Genomic DNA, 4,266 nt, shown 5'->3' with positions numbered 1-4,266 from the left:
TCCACGGCGAAGTCCCCATGCCCGCCCAACGCGCAACTTCTGACGCGGACACGGCCAACAGGAGCGATCCACCTCATTGTGTTAGCCGCTGTTAGTGCGGTGACGGATCATGGCCGGCCATCTACTCAGTTTCATCGCACGCCGGGGAGCGGTATGACCGACGGGTGCTCTTCGCAAAGGCCCTGTGCCCATCGTGCAATGGTGATCTCGCAGCCGGAAATGAGGGCGCCGACCTGGCTCAACCTCTTCTGGACCGCCCTGCCCGTCCTCGGTCCCCTCGCCGTCCTCCTTCTCCTCGGCGGTATGCGTCGGGGTCTCGATCTCGTGTGCGCGGCCCTCCCGGGCCGAGCTGCGGGGGCAGGCCGGGCGGGTCCAGAAGCGCTACCACCTCGACGCGCCCGGCTGGTACGGGAACGCCGACGAGACCCCCCACCTGGCCACCGCCGCCGTCTGGAACCGGCACGCGCTGTTGGCCCGCTACCGTCGGCGGGCGGCCCCACCGACGTTCGAACGGCGCCTGGGAACCTACGGGTTGGTCCTCAAGGCCGGGCCGCTGGTACGTGGTCGCGGCGGGGAGCGGTGGCACCCCGCATACGTAGCGGGTCGATCAGATCCCCGCCATACGGCCACTGCCGGAACCCTTCGAGCCGCCTCTCGGCTTCGGCCTCGCCGCCCACTGGCAGGACTACCTCGCCGACTTCCTCGCGAGGCTGCACCCCGAGGAGGCGGTCGCGCGGCTGTCGCCTCGCAGTGACGAGACTTGGCGGCTCTGTACGGGCACCAGCCACCGCGCTCCCCGTAGAGGCACGGCGTTCCCGGCGCCCCCAGGGTGCAGGAGCGCAGGCGGGCGCGGCCGGGCCGGATGTCAGGCGGCGGCCTGGGTGAGGCCGTGTTCGCTTCGGCAGTCGCGGCAACGGCCTGGGGTGGGGGCGCGGAAGGCGCGTTCGCAGCCGTCGCAGGTCTGGAAGGGGGTGACGATGACGCGTGGGCGGGCGGGGGCGGCGAGGTCGTGAGGGTCGGGGAGGGGTGGGGGGAGGAGGACGGTGAGGCGGTGCTTGAGGAGTTTGGCGGGGTGACGGAGGGGCTGGGGCAGGTCGTGGGTGAGGGTGTGGCGGATGGCATCTGGAGCGGCTTCGCGTTCCAGCCAGGCCGCGACTGCGGGGGCGAGTCGGCGAATGTCGTTCTCGGAGAGGACGAGCTGGGGTGCGTGGCGGCGGAGGTCGCTGAGGAGCGCGGTGGCGACGCGGTCCAGTTCCGGGGTGGGGTGGTGGGGTTGAGGCAGGGGCGGGCGCGGCGGCTTGGGCGCGGTGGGGGGTGGGACGAGGGGGATGAAGGGTGCTTGGTGGGGCGGTGGGGTTAGGTCCTGCGGTGCGTGTTCTTCTTCGTGTTGTACGTCGGGGGGTACGGGGGCGGGGGCCTGCGGCGGGGCGGCTTCCGGTGCGGGCGCCTCGGGCGCGGGCGGCTCCGGTGCGGGCGGCTCCGGTGCGGCGGGCGGCAGAGGGGGCGGGGGCGCCGCGACTCGGGGTCGTAGCAGTGCCGCTGGCTGGTTGCAGAAGACCGTGCGGGTGGCGATCCGGCCGTTCGGCAGGCGGGTGCGGGCGCGTTGGAGGTAGCCGTGGGCTTCGAGTTCGCGCAGGGCGGCGGCGATGAGCTTCTCGCCCTCGGGGAGGCGTGCGGTGAGCGCCTTGATACCGATCTCGGTGCCTTGGGGCAGCGACTGGATACGTACGGCGAGGCCCACGGCGGTCGTGCTGAGGGTGGGGTGCTGGGCGAGGTGGTTGCCGACGACGGTGAACCGGTCGGTGTGGCGGATGGCGATGTGGATCACGCCACGGACCGGGAGAGGGCCGGGAAGCTCTGTCAGGGCGCGCGCGAGCGCAGTATTCTGCGGGGTATCCATCGGGAAGGGGCTTTCTTCCTTGGTGGTCAGGCCCTCGATCGGGATTGCAGTCCCGGCCGGGGGCCGACGTATGTCTGATGTGTGATGTCTGGCGGCGTGAGCATATGCCTGCCAACCGGTGCGAAATCCAGCTCAGTTGGCAAACCTCACCCGTGTGGGTGACGAGCCCCCGGGATCCGTCAGGTGCGGGACGGGTTGGGTTGGGTGGGGTTATTTCTCTTAGTTCTTTAAGTAGTTGATGTCGCACGTCAGCGCGTCGCGCCTCGGCGCGATCCGGTGGGCGGTCTGCGCCGGATACCGGATCGCACCCGCGCACGACCCGGTGGACGCCGTCACCGTACGAGGGGGAAATCAGCCATGCCGGAGTGAGTACGGGGGCTCATGTCCGCCGCCCTGTCCGGTTCCTGGCGTGGGCCCATGAACCCAGGTACGCCGGACCCGAGCGCCCTCCCCTGCATGCCGGGACAGTGCCGCTGCCCTACCTGTGCGCGGTGGCCGTCCTGGCCGGTTTCGGCCTGCTGGTGAATCTCGGCGCGCTGTACATGTCCATCTTCGCCACCGACGACTCCGGCTCCACCACGCCCACCCCGTTCCGCTGCACCACGGCCGGCACTCTGACCATGTACGCCCCGTCGCTCGCCGCTCTCTGCTCAGTGGTGATGTGGGGCCGCGGAGAACGAAAGGGTTCTTCCTCATGAGCGCGGAACTGGCTTACGGGGAAAGTACGTTGTTGCCGTCGCCGTTGCCTTCGCCGTCAGGGAAGCAGTCGGACGAGCCCCTGGCCTGACGGATGCTCCTCCCCGGAGTCGTCGGGGATCCCGAGCCTGAGCCCCCGGCTCCGGGCGACCCGGTGCACGTCGCGCAGGGAGTGCGCGAGGGCCGCGCTGACGTGGCGGAGCTGGATCTCGGTGGTCTGCGCGTCGGCCAGCATGTCGTCGGCGTGGTCCAGCAGTTCGAGCGCCATGCTCAACTGCTGGGCCTCCACCTTGTCGGCGGCCTGCGAGACCTTGCCCGTGCCGTTGCCGACGACGTAGCAGGGCCTGCCTCCCAGGCCGGTCCAGGGAAGCAAACGTGCTTCGTTCGGCGACTTTTCGCTCATGGGAAGTCAACTCCGTGACATGTGAGGGTGAATTCTTCGCTGAGTAGCGATCCACTCACAGAGTGAGACCGGCGAGGCTAGGCTCGCCAGAGGATTCGGAGTGACATCGCGCTTGTCGCACGGGAGTTGGCTGTGAGTAATACCTATGGCAAATGGTTGAAGGCTCAGCGCGAAGCGGCCGGCCTGACGCAGCAGGAGCTGGCCACGTTGGCCCTGATGACTCGGTCGCACATCTCGCACATCGAGGCCGGACGCCGCGTGCCGAGCGAGGAGGATGCCCGGCGGCTGGATTTGGCCCTGGGTACGGGCAATGTGCTCACGAGTTTCCGGCCCCAGGAGGACGACGGAGTCCTTGCCGACTACTTCGGCGCAGCGCGGCATCTTGAACAGCAGGCGACAATGATCCGCGAGTTCGCGCTGTCGTTTCTCCCAGGAATCCTCCAGACCGAGGCGTACGCGCGCACGGTCCTCGGTATGGCGTTCCCACCCTTGAGCCCAACCGAATGTGACAAGGCCGTCGTCGCACGGCTGGAGCGCGCGGAGATCCTCCATGGCCCCAAGCCGCCTGTGGTGTGGGCAATCCTGGACGAAGCATCGCTACGACGTCCGATCGGAGGACCGAGCGTCATGGCGGAGCAGTTGGACCACATCATCGAACTCACCGAAGCCAAGCTCATCCGGACGCACGTGCTCCCCATGTCGCTCGGCTTCCACTCGCTGCTGGAAAGCATGCTGACGTTGATGTGGTTCGAGGACCAGCCGCCAGTCGCCTACAGCGAGGGGGTGCGGGTGGGGAAGCTGCACGATTCGCCACCCGTAGTCGAGGCACTCCAGAGCCGTTACGCTCTTGCACTGAGCGACTCCCTGTCACGAGACGAGTCTTTGGCAGAGGTGACGGCAACAGCGAAGGGCTACAGAGAACATGGCTAGGCAGAGCACCCCGACCACCTTCTCGCGCACCCGCTGGCGCAAGTCGTCCTACAGCGGCAGCGAGTCGGGGAGCTGCCTCGAAGTGCAGGACCACCACCCCACCGCCGTCCCCGTCCGCGACTCCAAGGTTCCCGGCGGGCCGACGCTCCTCATCCCCGCCGCCGGATGGTCCGCCTTCGTCACCGCCGTACGGGACGGATCCCTGTAAGTTCCGGGCCGTGCACGCGGGCGGGGGGGGGGGCGGACCCAAGCGGGCCCCCCCCCCCCCCCGGGGGGGGGGGTTTTAGGGTAACAAGCCAGCGGGGGGCCCCGCGTAAAAGCCCGGCGGGGTGTTGAT

5 protein-coding genes are annotated in these 4,266 nt (G+C 69.0%); 3 read left to right on the top strand and 2 right to left on the bottom strand.

Annotated elements, in window-relative coordinates; genetic code table 11:
• Positions 1–865 precede the first annotated feature (865 nt).
• On the bottom strand, positions 866–1,900 hold the full coding sequence (locus tag ACFWRT_RS37550; RefSeq protein WP_380956081.1) for a hypothetical protein: 1,035 nt from the start codon (positions 1,898–1,900) through the stop codon (positions 866–868).
• A 467-nt stretch (positions 1,901–2,367) separates the two neighbouring features.
• Between ACFWRT_RS37550 and ACFWRT_RS37545 the strand changes: the two genes are divergently transcribed.
• Entirely contained in the window at positions 2,368–2,598 is a 231-nt protein-coding gene (locus tag ACFWRT_RS37545) for a hypothetical protein (RefSeq protein WP_380956082.1), read from the top strand.
• 56 nt (positions 2,599–2,654) lie between these two features.
• Here ACFWRT_RS37545 and ACFWRT_RS37540 read toward each other — a convergent pair whose 3' ends face one another.
• Positions 2,655–2,999, bottom strand: coding sequence for a hypothetical protein (locus ACFWRT_RS37540; protein WP_380956083.1), 345 nt, complete (start codon positions 2,997–2,999; stop codon positions 2,655–2,657).
• Between the two features lie 132 nt (positions 3,000–3,131).
• Here ACFWRT_RS37540 and ACFWRT_RS37535 point away from each other — a divergent pair, with 132 nt between their 5' ends.
• Both ACFWRT_RS37535 and ACFWRT_RS37530 read left to right on the top strand, forming a co-directional pair.
• Complete coding sequence (locus ACFWRT_RS37535) at positions 3,132–3,929, top strand: helix-turn-helix domain-containing protein (protein WP_380956084.1); 798 nt, start codon at positions 3,132–3,134, stop codon at positions 3,927–3,929.
• Positions 3,922–4,137 (top strand): DUF397 domain-containing protein, encoded by a 216-nt coding sequence (locus ACFWRT_RS37530; protein WP_380956085.1) that lies wholly within the window; start codon positions 3,922–3,924, stop codon positions 4,135–4,137. The genes ACFWRT_RS37535 and ACFWRT_RS37530 overlap by 8 nt, the downstream gene beginning before the upstream one ends.
• The last annotated feature ends 129 nt before the right edge of the window (positions 4,138–4,266 follow it).

Source organism: Streptomyces cyaneofuscatus (assembly GCF_042718795.1).
Classification (GTDB): Bacteria; Actinomycetota; Actinomycetes; order Streptomycetales; family Streptomycetaceae; genus Streptomyces; species Streptomyces cyaneofuscatus_A.
This window is presented reverse-complemented; position numbering and strand designations above follow the sequence as displayed.

Bases quoted from the DNA above. Each gene is read 5' to 3' on its own strand.
- ACFWRT_RS37530 (WP_380956085.1), top strand. From the start codon at position 3,922: ATGGCTAGGCAGAGCACCCCGACCACCTTCTCGCGCACCCGCTGGCGC.
- ACFWRT_RS37550 (WP_380956081.1), bottom strand. From the start codon at position 1,900: ATGGATACCCCGCAGAATACTGCGCTCGCGCGCGCCCTGACAGAGCTT.
- ACFWRT_RS37540 (WP_380956083.1), bottom strand. From the start codon at position 2,999: ATGAGCGAAAAGTCGCCGAACGAAGCACGTTTGCTTCCCTGGACCGGC.